This is a genomic window from Sediminibacillus terrae (assembly GCF_009602435.1).
GTDB lineage: Bacteria > Bacillota > Bacilli > Bacillales > Amphibacillaceae > Sediminibacillus > Sediminibacillus terrae.
The window spans coordinates 328,116-347,152 of sequence record NZ_VZDQ01000025.1 but is presented as its reverse complement, the minus strand read 5'-3'; the positions used below and the strand labels follow the sequence as shown (position 1 = coordinate 347,152).

The window sequence follows — 19,037 nt, the reverse complement described above, 5'->3', positions numbered from 1 at the left end:
TATGTTTACTTTCCATCTGCCACATTAGTACGATACTTTTTGACTACATGTCGAAGCAATCCAATCGTTACCGCCAGCCATGCTATCAAGGCGACATATACCATGATTTCCGGGATGAAGAACAAAAATTCCAGATGGAGTACAGTCGCTAAATAAAATGTACTGATTGTGTACATCGCAAGCGGAAACACCATCCCCCACTGCTGCGGTTCATAGCTTAGCGGATAACGATGGTACAAGTGCCGCCAGATAAACAAAATCACCAGCAGCGGAGTCCACCATGTTCCGAAAACCCAGAAGAATAAAGTGAATCCCGTCAGAAACGGCCGGATGGTTTCAATCAATTGCCAGCCACCGCCATGCAGCAAAAGAGTACAACCAGCCATCGTGCTGATTGCCACTGCCCCCATATTAATCCAATATGGCGGGGTAAGTTCCGCATGCTCCATCTTCAGAAAAATAAATCGGTAAAAAATCAGCGTAATCAAGATGAGATATAGCATGCAACCGGCCAAATGAAGGCTCAAAGTAAGAAACAGCATCACTTGTTTGCCGGTACCCATCGTTTCAGCCAACAAGCTGCCTAAAATGGATAAAGACTGGGCTGCCACGACTGCTAACAGCCAGGCGCCATTTATCCCTGCTGCCAGCGTGGGGGTGGCTTGTCGCACCGTGACGATGGTAAAAAAGCTATACATGATGACTAACCATAATATAAAACCGAATCCCCACAAACAGGCTGCCAAAAAAGGAGTTTCCGTAATGATTATCCATTGACTGCCAAGCATGCATGTACCGGCAATCAATGTAAAAAAGCCCGGACCTTTCGCATGGTTGGCGAAATCAGCGGCAAAGAGCGAAAAGAATCCAATCAGCCGAATAAACGTCAACAGCCAGAGCAACGCATAAACGATTACATTCGAAACCAATAAAGCAACGGCGAACCACTCCATGCCAAGGACTTCTGCAGCGATCGACAAGGCCCCGGTCGCCATGACCATGGCGAAATAACCCGGAAACAATCCAGCTGCTGTTTGTTTGATAAACTTCTTCACACTGTTCACCTACTATTCTGTTCCTGCTGTGCCGTCCTGTAGTTCACAATAAGACACTTCCCTTATTGTAAATCGTACGGTGCCGCTCCGCAAAGGGAAGCGATTGTCTTCCACCACTCCGGTTTACCGTTTAAGTCCCCGGGGAATCAATGAAATAACGAAAATCTCTCAGGATGGAGGAAACCCAGTGTCCGCAGGCAGTATCATCATCGGAATTACTTACTTGATTGTCCAATTGTTTTCCAACAAAATCATCGCTTCCTCCCGACTGGGCCCTGCGAGATGGCTGTCTTTTTCCGGCGGGATCGCTGTCTCTTATGTATTCGTCTATGTCTTGCCCTCCCTTCATAAACAGCAGGAGGATTACGGTGACAAAGCCGGCGGATTGACGATGGAAACAGAACTATACTTCATCGGGCTTATCGGCGTGATTGTCTTTTATGCCATTCACAAGGCGGCGGACAAAGCGGAGAGGGAGCATCCAAATGGAGAAGGCCGCTTCTTTTGGATTCAAATCGCTTTTTTCTGCGTCTATAACATGTTGATCGCTTTTATTGTATTCGGGACGGATATGGAAGGAGTGGAAGCAGCTTTCTACGGGGTGGCAGTAGGATTTCACTACATGGCCGTCTCGCATGACCTGTGGCGTGAAGATGCCGGCCGCTATGAGAAATTCGGACGTTACATTTTGGCTTTTGGTATTTTCGCTGGTTGGGTGGCTGGGATCGCCATTCCCTTTCCGCCTTTCGTTCTGGCTCTCGTTTATGCCTTCATTTCCGGGGCGATGATTTTGAATGTGTTGAAAAAAGAACTCCCTTCCGAAGAAAACGCCCATTTGCCGGCCTTTTTAATCGGGGCATTGAGCCATACAGCGATCACCTTGACGTTAAAGTATATCTTTGACTGGTAAATGGCAAGAGGGTGCCGAGTATGATGACGACCTGGCAGGCGCAGCGAAACCGGAACACTCCCAAAAGTGAATGAAAAGGAGCTAGAGAGGACTTCATACCGGGAAGTCCCTTTTCTCATTTAAAAACCGGCTCACAGCATGACTGCAAATCACACCCGCCTGTCTTGTCTTCTATCCTGCATGGTCACTGGCAGCAACACCATATTATTGCCTGTGAAGTTACCTTCCTTTCAATTTAAAGTCACCTGAATTCGTCCTGACCTTCAATACGTGGATAGGATTCTCTCCGATGAAACCGTGGATATTGTGTTCGGATTTTTCTTCAAACAAAACATCTTCCATTGAAACACGCCCATCGCCCGATCCGCTTTGAAAATCAACTTCAAATCGGTCTTGAGGTAAACCATATTCGGCCGACACATCACCGCTGGTAGTCTTGATATCCACTTCTTCCACATCACTTGAATGAGAAAGTACAACATCACCGGAGGTTGCTTCGTACTTGAACCGCGATCCTTCAACCTGATTATTAGTGATGGTACCACTGGTTGTTTTGATGGAAGCAGATTCGATTGTATTTTTCTCTGCTTGTATATCTCCGCTTGTCGCCTCCATCATCAGGCTATCTGTTATCTTGTTCCCGGTCAGATCCACATCGCCTGAAGTAGAGGTGATTTGCGCACTGGATGTTTCTACATGATCAAGGACAATATCGCCTGAAGTTGTTTCGAGCGAAACTTTGTCATACAATCCTTCCGGAACGCTTACCGTCACATGCAAATTCTTTGCCGTGTTCCACGGAAAAAAACCTAATCGGTTCTCTTTCTCCTTTTGGGTGATCATGAGTGTATCATCCGTTTGCTCCATTTGGTATAGTTGCTCATCCTGGTCTTTTTCCAAGACGTCGCCTTTCACCGTTGCCTCTATTTGATTGGATGACTGGCTCTTCACCGTCACATTCATCGAAGTTGCCGCAACTTGAATGCGCGTTATTTCACCTGCCTGAAAGCTCTCCTCCGCTATGACGGATGCACGGGAAATACCCGTTGTAAGGTAAATAGTTATCATCCCTGCGATTCCGACAATCAGTATTGTCAACAAGGACACAATCCATTTTTTCACTTGTAACCTTCTCCCTTCATTAATAAAAAGTTGAACTTCATATACCTGATCAGCAAACGATACAGCCATTTTCCTACTTTCCACAAACCGATACTACAAAGCACTCCGAAACTGCCCAGCGTAATGGATACAAAGAAATCGAATAACAGATTGGAGGAGTGCAGAAACACCACCTTGAAAAGGAAAACCAACGGGGAAAGCGACAAAGCTGCAGCCGCTCCATACAAACCGATATACAAGGCCAAAATACCGAGGGCAGGACCAAGCACAATGAGGAGGTTGATCAGGCTGACACTGATGATAGACATGACCGCCCTTCCAATATTCGGGATGGAACGTTCCTGTTCTGCTATTTTCAGACTCGCTTCTGCGGACAACTCTCTTGCAATTGCAGTCGGGTTTCCCAGCCCCTCCACGATTTCCCGTTCATCTCTTCCTTCCAATAATGCAGCATCTATGTGCTCTTCGAAGTCGAACAATATCTCTTCTTTTTCCTTATTGGAGAGACCTTTAAGCCGTTTGTCGATTTCTTTCAAAAACATGTCTTTTGTCACGCTTCTCCCCTCCCGATATCCTGGACCAATCCATTGACAGAGACCGTAAATTGATTCCATTCTTCTATGAGTGTTTCCATCCTTTCTTCTCCCTTCTCGGAAAGTTTATAGTACTTTCTGGCCGGACCCTCCCTTGAAGGCGACATATAGGTGTCCAAATATTGTTCCTTCGTCAGCCTTCTCAATAATGGATAAAGGGTCCCTTCAGCAATGGAAATGTACTTTGCCACATTTTGTGCCAGTTCATAACCATACTGTTCTTTCTTGCAGATTAAAACGAGAACGCATAGTTCCAATGCTCCTTTTTTGAACTGAACATTCACTGGGCTCTCCTCCTGTGCTTGGTGTCTTATATTCTTGGTTGGTCATCTATGATCTACTATAGAATATCATTCAGTAGTGAACATTGCAAGGTAGTAAAATAAAAATATTTACGTACATACTAAAATTCGAATTCTTTCTTAAAACGTGACCTTTATGACCTTTCGATTACTTTTATTATCTATCCACGCATTCGGCAATTTTCTAAAATGACAATAAGAACACCCAACCGGGAGGAATGAGCATGTTGAGCGATAATAAACAGTCCTATATCGATACGGAATGGCTGGAACTGATCCAGGAAGCAGCGGAACTGGGAATGACTTCGCAGGAAATTCGCGATTTCCTGCAGCAATACTTGAAGCAGTATAACGGCAGGAATTCAGCAAACCGTCTGGGCAAATCGATTGTGGAAAATGCCAGAAGCTAGTTTTCAAGATTTTTTAGTAAGGCCAAAACCTCTCTGCGACTGCGGACATTCAACTTTTTATACAGCCCGCTAAGGTAATTTTTGACCGTTCCAACAGATAAATAGAGTTGTTCGGCAATTTCTTTATTCTTTTTACCTTCCAAAAGCAATCCCAGTATATCATCCTCTGTCCTGGTCAGTGCATCCAGCACGCCAGCCGGTAAAGATAGACGTGAATCTGCTGGTCGCCTTGCTTCCAGCTGACCTGCCAGCATGGAATGAAACGAAGAAGGTAAAAGCAATTGGCCGGCATGACAATCCCTTATACCGCGGATTATCTGTTCTGTGTCCGCGTCTTTCAAGAGGTATCCGGATGCACCGATTTTTACCGATTCTGCAATATATTCATCCTCGGAAAACGTCGTCAGCATCAGGACTTGAATTCCGGGAAAATCCGATTTTATGATTCTTGTCGCTGTCAGGCCGCCCATGTTCGGCATCCGGAGGTCCATCAGCACGACATCAGGCCGATGCTTTTCAGCCAACTTGACCGCTTCCGTTCCATTTGCCGCACAAGCTGCCACCTTGATATCCGGTTCCAATTCCAGCAAGACTGCCAGCCCTTCGCAAAAGACAGGCTGATCATCAGCAATCAATACTTTTATAGGATTCATAAACTCGCTCCTGCTTGCAATTTTTCTGTTTCATTTGCATCAACCGGAAAGGAAAAGGTGATGACTGTCCCTTTTGCCGGTTCAGATTCGATTTGAAACTCGCCCTCCAGCTGCCGGACGCGCTCTTCCATTCCCATCAGCCCAAAGCCAGGCGTTGTCCGTTTCACCGAAAAGCCGCTTCCATTATCTGCGAGATGAAAAGCGACCCTTTCAGCGTGCAGTTTCAAGTTGAACCGGAATTGTGTACTTCTTCCGTGACGCAATCCATTGGCCAACCCTTCTTGCAGGGCACGGTGAACCACTAACGTCTGGTCTGGATTAAGCTTGCCATCGAGCTTTTCTATATCGTAAACAATGATCACTCCCGTCCTGTCTTTCGTATTTTCAATCAGATCGATGAGCTTCTCTGTGACATTTTCCGGAGTGTATGGATCGCTCAGCATTCGGACCGATTTCCGGACATCGTCCAATCCTGCTTGCAGCTGCTGTTTTATATCGCCCAGAAGCTTCCCCGCTTTCTGTTGGTCTTGTTTCCACACTCTTCTGCTGGCTTCTATGCCCATGATTGCGGTCGTAAACGAATGACCGATTGTATCATGTATTTCCCTGGATATTTTTGTGCGCTCTTTCAGAAGCGTTGTCTCTTCCAGTTGAATGGACGCCTGTTTCATGCGGTTGTGTGCTTTGGAGAGCTGTCGCTTTTGTATAGCTATGTATTTAGCCAAATAACTGATACCGTAAAAGCAAATAAAATCCAAGCTTTTCGGGATGACAATCCCCCATATATCCTCAGCAGGCAAATCAAATACGACAAACCTGCCAACGACAAAAGATAGATAGGCTATTGCAGCATAAGCGAAACTATCATACTTCCTCCGATAAAAAGCAGCTTCCCCCACAAGGAACAACAAAAAAATTTGCGATATAAAGGACTGGTCGATCACTGTCATGGCGGATGCCAATGAGAGCTGGCTCCATAGAATGGCCCCTCCTGCCTTGGTCCGTAAATCTATATAAACAAAAAAATTCCGGAAGATGAAAGAAAAGATTAACAGGGCGGCGAGTGAATACAGCAATACAGGGTGTGCCTGGGGATCCATGGCAAACAGCGGGGTAATGAAACAAAGAAGTAGTACTATACCCAAGTCGATCTTCCATTCCAGCTTACGGCCCATCTCTTTCCCTCCCTTTATAAATAAATGCCTCTATTTATTTTAACAAAAAATTCAGATAAAAACCGGATGAAACGTAAAAATTTTACAATTGCTTTATTTTATAAAAATGGTCACCCCTACAGCTATATGGTAAGCTTGAGTTATCAAAGACGGAACAATCGATTGGACTGCATTGTCCGGATAGGAGGATGGGATGAGAGAAAACTTGCGGTTTGCCTGGATTGCTTCCTGGTTTGCGCTTGTCGGTCAGTTCGTGTTTTTCATTTGTGTGGCTCTCCTCACGGGAGAATGGCACTATGTGATGTGGAGTTTTTTGGTTAGTATGATGGCTGGCGTGCCCAGTATGATTTCGACCTGGCAGGCACAGAAAAAACGAAATACACTCACGAAAGAATGAGCATTTTTTTGGAGGAACTTCTTGTGGAGGTAGTCTTTTTTCTCTAATAGTTTGGAAGACAACCGCCGCATTGCATTTGACTTGGAATCCAGCGTAGGGGATCCCTCTCAATCTCCCGGTTCAACCCTTTCTTCATTGTACCAAATTCCATACTTGGCTGTACCATCAAAAAAGAGCCGCCTCTCTAACTTACTAAAAGAGAAGCGGCTCTGCATCATGCATCAGCGCATCTGATTGATCTGTTGGGTAAGCTCGAGGAACTTTGCGTCAAGCTTTGCATACTCCTTGTCACTTGGCGTCATAAAACTGAGTTTCCCCAGTATTTCCTGTCGTTCTGTTTCCAGTTTCAGCCGCAATTCTTCCTGCTCATCCGCTTTGGAGGATACTATATTGCCTTGCTTTTTAATTCGATGATCGGCTATGACGAGTTTGTCATTTGTCGTCTTTTCCAGGAAGTAACGGTCATGTGATACGACTACCAGCGTCCCGTTATAGTGGGCTAACGTTTCTTCCAGCTGCTCGCGCGAAGGTAAATCCAAATGATTGGTCGGTTCATCCAGAAGGAGCACATCTTTTTCCTCCAAAATGTAATCCATCAGCTTGCACTTCACCCGCTCGCCCATGCTCATCTCGGAAATCTGCTCTGTCCAATGGGAAGCAGAGAAGCCTAAATGCTTCATCAAATTCCGGACCTTGCCTCTCTCCTTAAACGTGTTTCGGTAAAATAACTGCTCCGGTGTTTCGTCAAGCGGCAAATCGAATACTTCCTGGGTCAAGTAGCCGATATCTGCTGCGGGTGAAATCCATACCTCGCCTTCCGCCGTTTCTCTGCCCATGATGATGTTCAACAAAGTCGTTTTTCCGCTGCCGTTCGGTCCGGTGATGGCAAGCTTTTCTCCATGCTGGATGATAAAGCGGGCATTTTGGAACAGCGTTTTGCCGGGGAATGATTTCGACAAACCCTTCACTTCCAGGAAGCGCTTGCCGACCTTGGTGTTGGCCTTCATGGAAAAATCGACCGTGTATTCGGGTTCGACAGCGTCCACCTTGTTTTTCTCCAGCTCTTTTTCCAGCCGTTTTTGCTTGGACTTTACCTGGGTATCCATTCGCTTCGCCTTCAACCGGTAATATTCCTTGTATCCTTCCTTTTTCGTCGATTCCGCATGCGCCTTCTTCGACCAGGAAGTGAGTTCGCTCATCTGCCCCTCGATCCGTTCCACCATTTTTTGTTGCTTTTCATACTCGCGCTGCTGGGTGAGCCTGCGTTGCTTGCGTACCTCCATATAACTGGAATAATTCCCTGAATGCTCGATAAGCACATTTCCTTCCAATGACCAGATTTTCGTGGCGGCCTCGTCTAAAAAATAACGATCGTGCGATACGAGAATGATGGTGCCGCGGTAGCTTTTCATCTGCTCTAATAAAAGTTCTGTACTTTTTTGATCCAGATGGTTGGTCGGTTCATCCAGCAACAACAGCTGCACGTTTTTCGAAAAACCTGCCGCAAGCCGCGCCTTCAGTTTTTCCCCGCCACTGTAATGATCATACTCGTGATCCGGCACCTGCCACTTTTTTCGCAGTTTCCCTTCATCCGCGGTCATATTTTGCCCCATATGTTTTTCTGTTTCCTGCTCGACCATTTCGATGGTGATATGCTGCTGAAGTCGCTGTAAATGGCCGCTTGTCGGCGCAATATCTCCATTGATCAGCTTCAGCAGCGTCGATTTCCCGGCACCGTTTTTGCCGATGATTCCGATGACTTCTCCCTGCAGCACACTGGCATTCACCTTTTCAAACAACTTTATGTTTTTCACTTCATAGCTCAGGCTGTTCAACTTCAGTATTTCGGTCATTCTATCAATCCCTTTCCGTAAAGGGAGGACTTCCACACGGCCAGCATCCTTGTAAGACGGCCAATAAAAAATCCTCCCAAGCAAGTTGGAAGGATTAGCCATACCGGTGCCATATCAAATAAACTGTATGTTATACCAGCTATTTACTGTTATTAAATAATGGGCAGACTAATCCTATTTCGTGTGATTTGAAATATGCTATTTCAAACAGTTGAGAATAAGATTAGTTCTTCATTGTCCACCCATCATTCCTTTCGTCTGTAGTACGTTCAGTATAGCATAGCAGAAGGAGCGTGGCAAAACGGTTTTTGATTTTTGAAAATGCTGGCTGATTTTTTTGAAATAGTGGTTGTTATTTTTTTCGGTCGTTATTCTTTATATAGAGTGTGCTGGAGAATCAGGTTTCACCTACACGATATATTACCGGAAAAATATTTGTCAATGATCATCATCTATAGCAATATAGTTAGTGCAAGCATAAACCATACCAATTGGTTGGAAAGGATAATGAAAAGTGGATACTATTTTAATCTTTGGTCATAAAAATCCTGATACAGATGCAATATGTTCTGCCATTGCCTATTCAGATTTAAAAAACAGTCTCGGATACAAAACAGAGGCGGTACGTCTCGGCAGCATTTCAAAGGAAACACAATTTGCCCTTGATACATTTTCGGTTCCGGCCCCTGATTTAGCAGCAGAACCATTGAGAAAAAATCACGCCGTAATTCTAGTGGATCACAACGAACCTTCACAAAGTATAGACAATCTGGAAGAAGTGAATATCGTTGAAGTGGTCGACCACCATCGCATTTCCAACTTCTCTTCCGATCAACCTGTCTATTTTCGCACCGAGCCTGTAGGATGCACCGCGACCATCCTCTATAAAATCTATAAAGAACATGAGTTAGAGCCGGATGCAGCCATTGCCGGGCTGATGCTCTCAGCAATCATTTCGGATACATTGTTGTTTAAATCCCCGACCACGACCGAGGCAGACCGTAAAGCTGCGTTGGCACTCAGCAAATTGGCGGATGTGGAAATGGAAACATTCGGCATGGAGCTATTAAAAGCCGGAGCCGGGACAGAAAATCTCGATCCGACAGACATCATTTCAATTGACGCTAAGCTATTCAAAATGGGAAGTGCAAACGTAGAAATCGCTCAAATAAATGTGGTGGATACAAGCAATGTCCAATCCCGCAGTGAAGAGATAAAAAATGCTATTTCGGAGAAAATTGAAAACTATGATCTGGATTTGTTCGTATTATTGATTACTGATATTTTGACCAGCGAATCGCTTGTACTGGCTTTAGGAGCAGAACAACACAAATTTGAACAAGCTTTCTCGACTACCTTAAAAGACAATACAACTTTTCTTAGCGGGATTGTTTCTCGTAAAAAACAGGTTGTTCCTCCACTTACTAACGCATTTGCGGATTGAATAAACCATGAAAGCGGAACTTTGTGGCAAATGGAAACAGATAAAATGTCAATTTTCCGCTAGAACTACTAAATATAAAAATAAAAGGCGTCCATTAAGATCGTATGGATGCCTTTTTATATTAGAATGATATACTCATTCAGACTTCATAACAGATAAGGAACAACAAAAATGATATCGAATTTCAGGCTGCAGTTTTAACGACTTTCAGAGTGTCATGTAGGAAGAAAGGATTCCACATTTACGCACCTTTAGAAAAAACCGTCCCCAATTCGTCCCCAAGAGGATAAAAACCACCTTTAACCAAAAACATACACATAGCAAAACCCCTTGATAGACAAGGGGTTGAATGATGGAGCATAGCGGGCTCGAACCGCTGACCTCTACACTGCCAGTGTAGCGCTCTCCCAGCTGAGCTAATGCCCCGTATTCGATTAGTAGTGCTGTTTGACTCAGACAAGAAGTATTATATATCATTACCGAGCTATTTTGCAAGAGGTTAAGCAAAAATTGTTTGGCTGTCTATGTCCGTTGTTTCCCAGCTTGTGATATTTCTCACATTAACCTTCCATTTAATCTTGCATAATAGAAGAAAACCGATTCCTTCAAAGGAGTTTATAAAATGAAAAAATTACTCCCCAAACAGCACGGCGCCTGGGCAATGCTGATCATCCCATTCTTTCTCGAAGCCATTGCCGGCCGCTTTACATTCTGGCATATACCCTTGTTTCTGGGGTGGCTCTGTTTATACTTGGCAACTTATCCGTTTATCATGGTATTCAAGAAGAAACGGAACAACTCCCTTTATAAAAAAGGAGCGATTCTGTTCGGCCTTGCCGCCCTGCTGTTCCTGCTCCCGCTACTCTTGGTGGATTGGCGTTTGATACTCTTCGGCATTGCCATGCTTCCACTGTTTTTGGTCAACATTTACTTTGCCAAAAAGAAAAAGGAAAGAGCGTTCCTCAATGATGTGGTGGCCGTGATTACCTTTTGTATCGGCGGACTGGGCAGCTACTTCCTCGGTATGGGTACCATTGAACCAGCAGCACTTGTTTTGGCTGCCTATAACTTTTTATTCTTTTTCGGCAGTATTTTTTATGTGAAAACGATGATCAGGGAAAAGAAAAACCGGCAGTTCCTGTACTTCTCCTGGGGTTATCATCTTTTACTGACGATTGGCTGCTTTTTCATCGGAGGAATATGGCTGAGTGTCGCTTACTTTCCGAGTTTATTAAGAGCCTGGCTGCTGCCTGGAAAAACACCACTTTCTATTAAAAAAATCGGCATCTTAGAAATCCTCAATTCCGTTTTCTTTTTTGTGCTTATGTTGATTATCGTTCTATCTGAAGAAGGTTTTTTCCAGTGAAAGGCTGATAGATCGGCCTGAAAGAAGATCAAATACTCACACGAATGTTATTTCATAAAAAAGAAGCTGCCAATCATGGCGGCTTCTTTTTTATCATCAGCTATTGGACCGGTAAACCGGGAGACTGCAGCATCGGAAAGACCCACCCGATTTTATTATTTCGGAAAACTCCACTTCAATTACTTGGAAACCGGTTCGTCGCATTTTTTCATTGACATCCTTGTTTTGCGGCATGCTGATGACTTTACCTCCACCGATGGAAAGGACGTTGGTGCCCATGGAAAATTGCTCTGCAGCGGTAACTTCAATCAGATGATAGTTTTCTTTCAATTTTTGATAATCTGCGGGAGCAAATGCATCCGGGTATATCAAAGCCCAATCGGGACTAAGGATGTTAAAAGCGCAATCAAGATGAAGAATGCTATCGTCAATGGGTAGCGGGATGACTTGATAATCATTTCCCAGCTGTAATTGCAGGGTCTCTGCCGCTTCCCTGGTCGTCCTTTTACTGATGCCGACCCAGATTTTATCACCATCGACCATGACGTCTCCGCCTTCAATGGATTGTAAAAAAGGACGATGATAAGAAATGCCTTTATCCTGCAAGCTTTGTTTCAATACGTCTACTTCTGCGCCCCGGATATGTGTGTTCATTTCCGATAAAAACAATCGGCTGCCAATGCAGAAACCGATGTCCCGGGTGAAAACTTGTTCATTGAGCTGATGTTCCGGCTCCAGACGGATAACTTCCGCTCCGTGTTTTTCCAATGTACGGGCAAATGTCTCATGCTGTTCCATTGCCAAATCGACGTCGATATTACCATTAATATAATGCCGTTGTGTTTCATTGATAACTTCGGTGATTTCCATATATTTCGGCCTGCAAATGAATAATGTTTCTAACTTTCGGTATTCTGTCGTGCAACCAATGATCTTTTCTTCTGATTTTATCATCAACTCGGGTTACCTCCATTATCATTTGGAATAATATACTGACTACTATAAGGAGATATTCCCTCTTCCTTATCATCAAAAACCGCAAGGCAGCCCGTTTACTTGATTGAATTTTCTAACATTTAAGTATAAACCAATAGTGGAAACATTGGCAAGTATTCCAACCTTCCCTCGGCTGCCGCAGAAGACAAGTAGATAAACAGGCTTATATGTTTTCCAAATTAAGTAAGATTATTGAATCAAACGTAGCCTCTTAGAAGAAGAAAAGTTTAAAAGCGTCCATACGTGGAACTCGTAGTAGTGAAAACAATTTAAAGGAGGAAAGATAAAGATGGCAAACAATAACAAACGCAGAAACAATAAGATGTCTGTAGAAGAAGCAGGTCAAAAAGGCGGTAACACTGTAAGCAACAAATATGACAAAGACCATTTCCAAGAAATCGGCCAAAAAGGCGGCAACACTGTAAGCGACAAATATGACAAAGATCACTTCCAGGAAATCGGCCAAAAAGGCGGTAACACTGTAAGCGACAAATATGATAAAGAACACTTCCAGGAGATCGGTCAAAAAGGCGGCAACACTGTAAGCGACAAATATGACAAAGATCACTTCCAGGAAATTGGCCAAAAAGGCGGTAACACCGTAAGTGACAAATATGATCAAGACCATTTTCAAGAAATCGGTCAAAAAGGCGGTAAGACCGTAAGCGATAAATATGGTCAAGACCATTTCCAAGAGATTGGCCAAAAAGGCGGTAACACTGTAAGCGACAAATATGACAAAGATCACTTCCAGGAAATTGGCCAAAAAGGCGGTAAAACTACTAGCGACAAATATGACCGTGAATTCTATGAAGAAATCGGTCAAAAAGGCGGTAACAGTCGCTCTAGAAACAATAATAACAACAAATAATGTTTTCAGCAACAGAAATGATCAAGGCTGGTTCCGTAAAGGAGCCAGCCTTTTTTATATCGGGACCGTTTAATAGGTCAAAACTCGGTCCGTACCTGAAACATCCACGTCGTAGGTTTTCCCGTCTGTCCGGATTACAATATCCCCAGCCTTGGCAGTCGAGTAAATGGTGGCGCCGGCAAGCTGCAGATAATCGACGACCCTGTCGACAGGATGCCCGAAATCATTGGCCTTACTATAGGATAGAATCGCAGTTTCCGGCCGTACTTCCCGGATAAAATCGAACGAGGTGCTGGTGCCGCTTCCATGATGCGCAACCTTCAATATTTCCGCCTCCAAATGTTTCGCATCCAAAATGTGCTGTTCCTGAATTGTTTCCACGTCAGCCATCAACAAAAAATCGACACGGCCGTACCTTATAGATAGTGCAATCGACGACTGATTATTTGTTTTAAAGGCATTTTGTGTATTTAAAACACGGATGGTCAGCTGTGGATCGATGACGATATTTTCTTCCCCGGCCGCAATCGTCACCGGAATTTTTTGTTTTTTGATTTGCTGTAAGTAATGAAAATAAGTTTCAGTCGTATATAGCTTTCCGCTGTCGACCAAATGCTTGACCTCGAATTCACTCAACACTTCGACCATTCCTCCGATATGATCGATATCCGGATGTGTCGCGACTACCAGGTCCAGCTTTTTTACGTTTCTTTCGCGTAAATATCCAATCACTTTTTCCGCTGCAGAAGGCGGTCCTCCATCCACCAGCATGTTCCGCCCATTAGGTGCTTCTATCAAGATGCTGTCCCCCTGCCCTACATCGATGAAATGCACCTGCAGCTCGTTATCCGAGTCGTGACGGGCGGCTGCACATACCATAAAAGGGAGGAATATCACAACCAAATATAACAAAATAAAAGCAGCAATCAGCCTCGCCACATAAAAAACCTCCGTCAGCATGATGGTTAACCTTATGATTGGAAATAAACCATGGTTTTATGCGGCCGCAAGCAGCAGTAGATGTAAATCCAGAAAGCACGTCGGGCTGATCAGAAACAACTTACACTTCGCTCGAGGGACTCCTGAAAGGGGCTTCATGAACCATCGTTTTTAAATTTTTACATATGTAAAAAGGCCGGCCCCCATACCAGGGACCAGCCATTTTTCTTGCTTATGCTTTTACTACATTGATTTCATTGTCCACCAGTTCGACATTGATCGCCTTGATATCTTCTTCATCCAAGACAAGGTCGGTAATACCATCCTCGACTTTTTCCTGGATGACGCGGCGAAGCGGTCTTGCACCGAATCGAGGATCATAGCCTTTGTCGGCCAAGTATCTTTTCGCATCGTCGCTGACTGTAATGGTCAAGCCTTCCTCGTTCAGTGTTTCTGCCAGTTCAGCAATCATCAAGTCGACGATTTGAACCAGGTCGGATTCTTGCAGTTCATTGAATGGAATGATTGCATCGAATCGGTTCAGGAATTCCGGCTTGAAGTACGCGCTGAGATTTTCCAGCGTCGAAACAGCTTCATTTGCTGTGTTGGTGAACCCGACAGAGATTTGCTTGTCGCCGGTTCCCGCATTACTTGTCATGATGATGACTGTTTCTTTGAAGCTCACCCTGCGGCCATGGCTGTCGGTCAGATGACCATCTTCCATAATTTGCAGGAACATATTTTGTACGTCCGGGTGGGCTTTTTCAATTTCATCCAGCAAAATCAGGCTATACGGATTGCGGCGTACACGTTCTGTCAGTTGTCCGGCTTCCTCATGGCCGACATAGCCAGGAGGGGAACCGATGATCTTAGACACGGAGTGTTTCTCCATGTACTCACTCATATCAAGACGGATCAACGATTCTTTTGTTCCGAACAACTCCTCTGCAAGCGCCTTGGTCAATTCTGTTTTACCGACACCGGTCGGGCCGACAAACAGGAAGGATCCAATCGGACGATGTTTGGATTTCAAGCCGGCGCGGCTGCGGCGAACGGCTTTGGCCACCTTTTGCACCGCGACTTCTTGTCCAATAACTTTTTCGGACAGATTTTTAGCCAGGTACTTCATTTTCTGCTGCTCGTCGGATTGGATTTTCCGAACCGGAATACCGGTTTTTTCTTCTACGAGCAATTGAATATCCTCTATCGTCACCTCGGCGGCAGGTGCGTCGGTTGCTTCTTCCAGTTGTTTTTCCAGTTTAATTTCCTGATGTCTCAGGTTGGCAGCACGTTCATAATCTTCTTTTTCCGCTGCCTGCATTTTTTCTTCGTGCAGCTCATCCAGGCGTTTTTGGATGGAATCCTTATCGGATTGCGAATTGGCAAGGTTCAGTCGTGCACCTGACTCATCCATCAAGTCGATCGCTTTGTCCGGCAGGAATCTGTCCTGCAGATAACGCTGAGACAACGTTACCGCGCCGCGGATGGCTTCGTCTGAATAGCTTACTTGATGATAGCTTTCATAACGCTCTTGCAGCCCTTGCAGAATCTGCACCGCTTCTTCGACGCTTGGCTCTTTGACAATGATTGGTTGGAAACGGCGTTCCAGTGCTGCGTCTTTTTCAATTTTGCGGTACTCTTTCAACGTCGTAGCACCGACCAGCTGCAGTTCGCCTCTAGCCAACGCAGGTTTCAGGATGTTGCCTGCATCCATTTGGGAGCTTTCCGCTGTACCTGCACCGACCAATTGATGCACCTCATCGACAAACAGAATGACATTTTTCCGGTTTTGCAATTCAGAAACAAGCTGTTTCATACGCTCTTCGAACTGACCTCGGACACCTGTGTTGGCTACCAGAGATGCCACGTCCAGCAGATAAATTTCTTTGTTCATCAATTTAGCCGGAACGTCGCCTTCCGCGATTTTCAGGGCAAGCCCTTCTGCAATTGCTGTTTTACCTACGCCAGGTTCCCCGATAAGAACCGGATTGTTTTTGTTCCTTCTATTCAATGTCTCAATCACACGTTTCACTTCGTTTTGCCGACCGATAACCGGATCGATCAAACCTGCTTTCGCAGCATGCGAGAGGTTTCTACCAAGCTCATCCAGCAATCCGCCGCCTTTTCCGCCGTTGGCTTGCTGTTGTTGGGCCTGTCCGCCTCCTTGCTGGAACCCTTCAAACGGAGACGCTCCTCCGCCAAAGAATTGATTGAAATCCATACCGCCTTGATTGAAAAAGCCGGATGGATTTTTAGCACTATTTTTTATTTCTTGAAAGCAAGTTTCGCATAAATTCATTTGTTGTGTTTGATTATTAAAACGAAGGTTTACATTAATGGTTGCTTCACGAACACCGCAATTTTGGCATTGCATATTCGCTTTCCCTCCTTCAAATATATAAGGTAAGTAGTTTGGTCTTTGACTTTGACTATCTTTGACCTTATCTATAGTATAGTTTGACTTTCTTTGACTTTCAACCCCTAAATTAGAATTTCTTTAAATAATTTTTGTATTGGCTTTATTGATCTGTACGAGGTTGAAAAGGATGGAACCCTGTATTCATCCTATTACCCGTTATTTTATTCCTTTAATCAAAAATGGTCAAATTTGTTGTTTATTCTCAATTAACCCGTTACAGAACGACAAATATCAGATTTTATATAACATGGTGAAGATAAGGATGATTGAACAAACCTTTCAAGAAGGAGGACGTTACGGAGAAGGAGGTCAACTTGAAAAAGATAGCCGCTTCTTCATGAAAAAAGCCATTCCGTTTCCGGAATGGCTTCGTAAATGTAAGAAAAAATATTCTTTAGATAAATGCGTCTGCTTTCAGGATGTTACCTGAACAGCTATTCATGGACCGGTTCATTTACGGCAGAACTTTCTTCCGCTTCCGTTTTCGGCAGTTCCTCCTGAAGGGGGCCGATCACCTTGAACGGAATCATGATCAAAACAAAAGCCAACAGCACGACCCACCCAAGCTCGCGTAAGATTTTCAATCTGTTCTCCTCCTATAAGAATAGATCCACATTTGCCCCAAGCATAACACATCCTGCCAGATTCGCAAACAGCGCTTTGCCATCCTAAAACATTGGAGGGTCAGTCCCCGCATCCAAGAGGCGGGGACTGACCCTGATGGTTTTGGCGGTACTGACTTTAATTAGTGGTGGCTTTTTCTTTTTGGCGCAGTTCGATTCTTCTTATTTTACCTGATGAGGTTTTCGGCAGTTCTTCGATAAATTCTATTTTTCTAGGATACTTGTAAGGGGCAGTCCACTTTTTCGCGTAGTCTTGCAATTCTTTGACTAGGCCATCCTTATTTTTATCAACATTCGGCTGAAGGACGATGAACGCCTTGACGACATTCCCTCTGTCCGGGTCAGGACTGGCGACGACAGCACATTCTTTGACCGCTTTATGTTTGATCAACGCGTCCTCCACCTCAAACGGTCCGATCGTATAGCCAGAGCTGATGATGATGTCATCACTGCGTCCTTCGAACCAGTAATAACCGTCTTCATCCTTTGATGCCTGGTCACCCGTTACATAGTAATCGCCGCGCAACGATTTTTTCGTGCGTTCTGTATCTTTATAGTACTCCTTGAATAAAGCTGGTGTATCGAGCGGAATGGCAATATCTCCGACCTTGCCCGGTGCCACTGGATTTCCGTCCTCATCAATAAGGACGACTTCATTGCCTGGCGTAGGCTTGCCCATGGATCCAGGTTTTACTTCCATCCCTTTCAAGAATCCGAGCAGCAGTGTATTTTCCGTCTGTCCATAACCATCCCGGACGGTTATATTAAAGTGGTTGCGGAACGTATCAATTACTTCGCGGTTCAAAGGCTCCCCTGCCGATACGGCACTATGCAGTTTGGTCAGTGCGTATTGATCAAGGTTATCAAGCTTTGCCATCAAACGGTATTCCGTCGGTGTGCAGCAAAGCACATTGACTTCATGCTTTTCCAACAAAGATAGATATTTCTTCGCATCGAACTTGCCGTTGTAAACAAGCCCGGTTGCACCGGAACCGAGAACGGACAGTAACGGGCTCCAAACCCATTTTTGCCAGCCCGGAGCAGCTGTTGCCCATACCACGTCTCCGTCTTCGATTGCCAGCCAGTTGTTTGCCGCTGTTTTCAAATGGGCAAATCCCCAGCCATGTGTATGGACGACTCCTTTAGGATTCCCAGTCGTTCCTGAAGTGTATGGAAGAAAGGCGATGTCATCCCGGGTGGTCGCAGCCATTTCCAGTTGTTCTGACGCCTTTTCCTTCAGTCGGTCGAGGTGGTGCCATCCTTCTATCTCGCCGCCGACCGAAAACTTGATTAACTCATCATATTCCGTGATACCTGTAAATTGTTCTGCAAATGGATGATAGCTGATGATTCCTGCAACTTCCCCATGCGTTACCCGGTACTGCAAGTCCTTTGTCCGCAGCATCTCTGAACTAGGGATAATGATAATACCGGTTTTAAGAGCCGCCATATAGATTTGGTAGGACTCGATCAACCGGGGCATCATGACTAATACCTTGTCCCCTTTTTTGAGACCATTGGATAAAAACACATTTCCGATCTTGTTAACGTTGACTAACAGCTCTTGATAAGTGGTTTCCTGTTGATTTCCTTCATTGTCTTCATAAATCAACGCCTTCCGTTCCGGCCCGCTCGCATACTTCTCTATTTCCATCGCAATATTATAATTTTCCGGAGCGATCAAGTCTTTTTTATCCATCCGTTCATCCCTCATTCCTATTATTTAGTATCAGGTATTAATTTCTAGTCATTATATCAATTACTAAAGTCTATGAAAAGTAAGAAAACTTATGCAATCTATATGGAAGCGCTGTCAATATTATGATAAAATTTGATTCCAGCTTTCATTAGGGGGGATGCTTCACAAAAAAGTGCAGCAGAAAGGTCGTTATATAGGTCTTTGGTAAGA

At 44.6% G+C, this 19,037-nt stretch carries 19 protein-coding genes and 1 tRNA gene; 7 read left to right on the top strand and 13 right to left on the bottom strand.

Annotated features, from left to right (window positions below; genetic code table 11):
• Nucleotides 1–5 precede the first annotated feature (5 nt).
• Nucleotides 6–1,055, bottom strand: coding sequence for a tellurite resistance/C4-dicarboxylate transporter family protein (locus F6X55_RS15070; RefSeq protein WP_237648687.1), 1,050 nt, complete (start codon nt 1,053–1,055; stop codon nt 6–8).
• Between the two features lie 187 nt (nt 1,056–1,242).
• Here F6X55_RS15070 and F6X55_RS15065 point away from each other — a divergent pair, with 187 nt between their 5' ends.
• On the top strand, nt 1,243–1,965 hold the full coding sequence (locus F6X55_RS15065) for a hypothetical protein (RefSeq protein ID WP_153464535.1): 723 nt from the start codon (nt 1,243–1,245) through the stop codon (nt 1,963–1,965).
• A 219-nt stretch (nt 1,966–2,184) separates the two neighbouring features.
• Here the strand turns inward: F6X55_RS15065 and F6X55_RS15060 are convergent, their stop codons facing one another.
• The 3 genes from F6X55_RS15060 to F6X55_RS15050 are packed head-to-tail and all read right to left on the bottom strand — an operon-like array spanning nt 2,185 to nt 3,964.
• Entirely contained in the window at nt 2,185–3,087 is a 903-nt protein-coding gene (locus F6X55_RS15060) for a DUF4097 family beta strand repeat-containing protein (protein WP_161993098.1), read from the bottom strand.
• Complete coding sequence (locus F6X55_RS15055; RefSeq protein WP_026569351.1) at nt 3,084–3,641, bottom strand: HAAS signaling domain-containing protein; 558 nt, start codon at nt 3,639–3,641, stop codon at nt 3,084–3,086. The genes F6X55_RS15060 and F6X55_RS15055 overlap by 4 nt, the downstream gene beginning before the upstream one ends.
• Entirely contained in the window at nt 3,638–3,964 is a 327-nt protein-coding gene (locus tag F6X55_RS15050; RefSeq protein WP_026569350.1) for a PadR family transcriptional regulator, read from the bottom strand. Before F6X55_RS15050 ends, F6X55_RS15055 begins: the two co-directional genes overlap by 4 nt.
• A 242-nt stretch (nt 3,965–4,206) precedes the next feature.
• Here F6X55_RS15050 and F6X55_RS15045 point away from each other — a divergent pair, with 242 nt between their 5' ends.
• The gene (locus F6X55_RS15045; RefSeq protein ID WP_153464531.1) at nt 4,207–4,392 is read left to right on the top strand and encodes an anti-repressor SinI family protein; all 186 of its coding nucleotides are present in this window, start codon (nt 4,207–4,209) and stop codon (nt 4,390–4,392) included.
• On the opposite strand, the gene F6X55_RS15040 is transcribed toward F6X55_RS15045, so the two are convergent.
• Complete coding sequence (locus tag F6X55_RS15040) at nt 4,389–5,045, bottom strand: response regulator transcription factor (protein WP_037328903.1); 657 nt, start codon at nt 5,043–5,045, stop codon at nt 4,389–4,391. The two genes, F6X55_RS15045 and F6X55_RS15040, sit on opposite strands and share 4 nt — an antisense overlap.
• Complete coding sequence (locus tag F6X55_RS15035) at nt 5,042–6,220, bottom strand: sensor histidine kinase (protein WP_153464529.1); 1,179 nt, start codon at nt 6,218–6,220, stop codon at nt 5,042–5,044. The genes F6X55_RS15040 and F6X55_RS15035 overlap by 4 nt, the downstream gene beginning before the upstream one ends.
• Before the next feature lie 193 nt (nt 6,221–6,413).
• Here F6X55_RS15035 and F6X55_RS15030 point away from each other — a divergent pair, with 193 nt between their 5' ends.
• Nucleotides 6,414–6,617: a hypothetical protein gene (locus F6X55_RS15030; protein WP_153464527.1), complete on the top strand. Its 204-nt coding sequence runs from the start codon at nt 6,414–6,416 to the stop codon at nt 6,615–6,617.
• 221 nt (nt 6,618–6,838) lie between these two features.
• Here F6X55_RS15030 and abc-f read toward each other — a convergent pair whose 3' ends face one another.
• Entirely contained in the window at nt 6,839–8,470 is a 1,632-nt protein-coding gene (gene abc-f, locus F6X55_RS15025; RefSeq protein WP_153464525.1) for a ribosomal protection-like ABC-F family protein, read from the bottom strand.
• Between the two features lie 514 nt (nt 8,471–8,984).
• Here abc-f and F6X55_RS15020 point away from each other — a divergent pair.
• On the top strand, nt 8,985–9,914 hold the full coding sequence (locus F6X55_RS15020) for a manganese-dependent inorganic pyrophosphatase (RefSeq protein WP_153464523.1): 930 nt from the start codon (nt 8,985–8,987) through the stop codon (nt 9,912–9,914).
• Between the two features lie 353 nt (nt 9,915–10,267).
• Here the strand turns inward: F6X55_RS15020 and F6X55_RS15015 are convergent.
• Nucleotides 10,268–10,340: transfer RNA gene (locus F6X55_RS15015), tRNA-Ala, on the bottom strand.
• A 196-nt stretch (nt 10,341–10,536) separates the two neighbouring features.
• On the opposite strand from F6X55_RS15015, the gene F6X55_RS15010 reads away from it, so the two are divergent.
• Nucleotides 10,537–11,280: a YwiC-like family protein gene (locus F6X55_RS15010; protein WP_153464521.1), complete on the top strand. Its 744-nt coding sequence runs from the start codon at nt 10,537–10,539 to the stop codon at nt 11,278–11,280.
• 96 nt (nt 11,281–11,376) lie between these two features.
• Here the strand turns inward: F6X55_RS15010 and F6X55_RS15005 are convergent, their stop codons facing one another.
• A complete protein-coding gene (locus tag F6X55_RS15005) occupies nt 11,377–12,234 on the bottom strand; it encodes a dimethylarginine dimethylaminohydrolase family protein (RefSeq protein ID WP_026770751.1) in 858 nt (285 codons plus the stop codon).
• Nucleotides 12,235–12,565: 331 nt separating this feature from the next.
• Here F6X55_RS15005 and F6X55_RS20255 point away from each other — a divergent pair, with 331 nt between their 5' ends.
• On the top strand, nt 12,566–13,147 hold the full coding sequence (locus F6X55_RS20255; RefSeq protein WP_153464519.1) for a general stress protein: 582 nt from the start codon (nt 12,566–12,568) through the stop codon (nt 13,145–13,147).
• A 69-nt stretch (nt 13,148–13,216) separates the two neighbouring features.
• On the opposite strand, the gene F6X55_RS14995 is transcribed toward F6X55_RS20255, so the two are convergent.
• Nucleotides 13,217–14,107, bottom strand: coding sequence for a ComEC/Rec2 family competence protein (locus F6X55_RS14995; RefSeq protein ID WP_051390377.1), 891 nt, complete (start codon nt 14,105–14,107; stop codon nt 13,217–13,219).
• 211 nt (nt 14,108–14,318) lie between these two features.
• Entirely contained in the window at nt 14,319–16,460 is a 2,142-nt protein-coding gene (locus F6X55_RS14990; protein ID WP_026770752.1) for an ATP-dependent Clp protease ATP-binding subunit, read from the bottom strand.
• 307 nt (nt 16,461–16,767) lie between these two features.
• On the opposite strand from F6X55_RS14990, the gene F6X55_RS14985 reads away from it, so the two are divergent.
• Nucleotides 16,768–16,935 carry a hypothetical protein gene (locus F6X55_RS14985; protein ID WP_153464517.1) on the top strand — a complete coding sequence of 56 codons (168 nt, stop codon included), beginning with the start codon at nt 16,768–16,770 and terminating at the stop codon, nt 16,933–16,935.
• 4 nt (nt 16,936–16,939) lie between these two features.
• Here F6X55_RS14985 and F6X55_RS14980 read toward each other — a convergent pair whose 3' ends face one another.
• Nucleotides 16,940–17,089, bottom strand: coding sequence for a hypothetical protein (locus F6X55_RS14980; RefSeq protein ID WP_153464515.1), 150 nt, complete (start codon nt 17,087–17,089; stop codon nt 16,940–16,942).
• A gap of 157 nt (nt 17,090–17,246) precedes the next feature.
• Nucleotides 17,247–18,827 carry an acyl-CoA synthetase MbcS gene (gene mbcS, locus F6X55_RS14975; RefSeq protein WP_153464513.1) on the bottom strand — a complete coding sequence of 527 codons (1,581 nt, stop codon included), beginning with the start codon at nt 18,825–18,827 and terminating at the stop codon, nt 17,247–17,249.
• Between the last annotated feature and the right edge of the window lie 210 nt (nt 18,828–19,037).